Source organism: Kribbella sp. DT2, assembly GCF_049844575.1.
GTDB lineage: Bacteria > Actinomycetota > Actinomycetes > Propionibacteriales > Kribbellaceae > Kribbella.
Genome location: NZ_JBNCLH010000028.1, coordinates 1 through 601 on the forward strand (window position 1 = coordinate 1; position 601 = coordinate 601).

General features: G+C 68.4%; 1 protein-coding gene. It reads left to right on the forward strand.

Annotation, left to right across the window (positions count from 1 at the left end; genetic code table 11):
- Positions 1–110 precede the first annotated feature (110 nt).
- A partial coding sequence (locus ACLQ2O_RS41920; RefSeq protein ID WP_425843478.1) for a helix-turn-helix domain-containing protein occupies positions 111–601 on the forward strand: 491 nt, incomplete at its 3' end.

Here is a 601-nt window from a genome sequence, read left to right on the forward strand (position 1 = left end):
CTAGGTGTACTGACCACGGACGTTGGTGACGGCGTGGTGAGGTGACATGGGGAAGACCTCCGGGTGAAGTGCGAGCTGCCAAGCAAACGCGCTCACTGCCGGAGGTCTTCGTGTCTCACCGTAATGCCCCGTTGTCGGAGTTGGGCCGGTTACGGCTGGCGCGTTGTGTTGTGGATGACAGGTGGCCGTTGCGCCGCGCGGCCGAACGGTTCCAGGTCTCGCCGACCACGGCCAAGCGATGGGCCGACCGTTACCGGGCCGGTGGCGCCGCGGCGATGGCGGACCGTTCCAGCCGTCCGCAGCGCAGCCCGGGCCGCACTCCGACACGCACCGAGCGGCGCGTCATCAAAGTGCGTGTGCTGCGCCGGTGGGGCCCGGCGAGGATCGCCTACCTTTTGGGACTGAATCCTTCGACCGTGCACCGGATCCTGCGCCGCTACAGGCTGGCCCGACTGACACACCTGGATCACGCGACTGGCCGCGTGATCCGCCGCTACGAACACGACGCGCCCGGCGACCTGGTGCACGTCGACATCAAAAAGCTCGGCAACATCCCCGACGGCGGCGGCCACCGAACTGTCGGCCGCCAGGCCGGGCAACG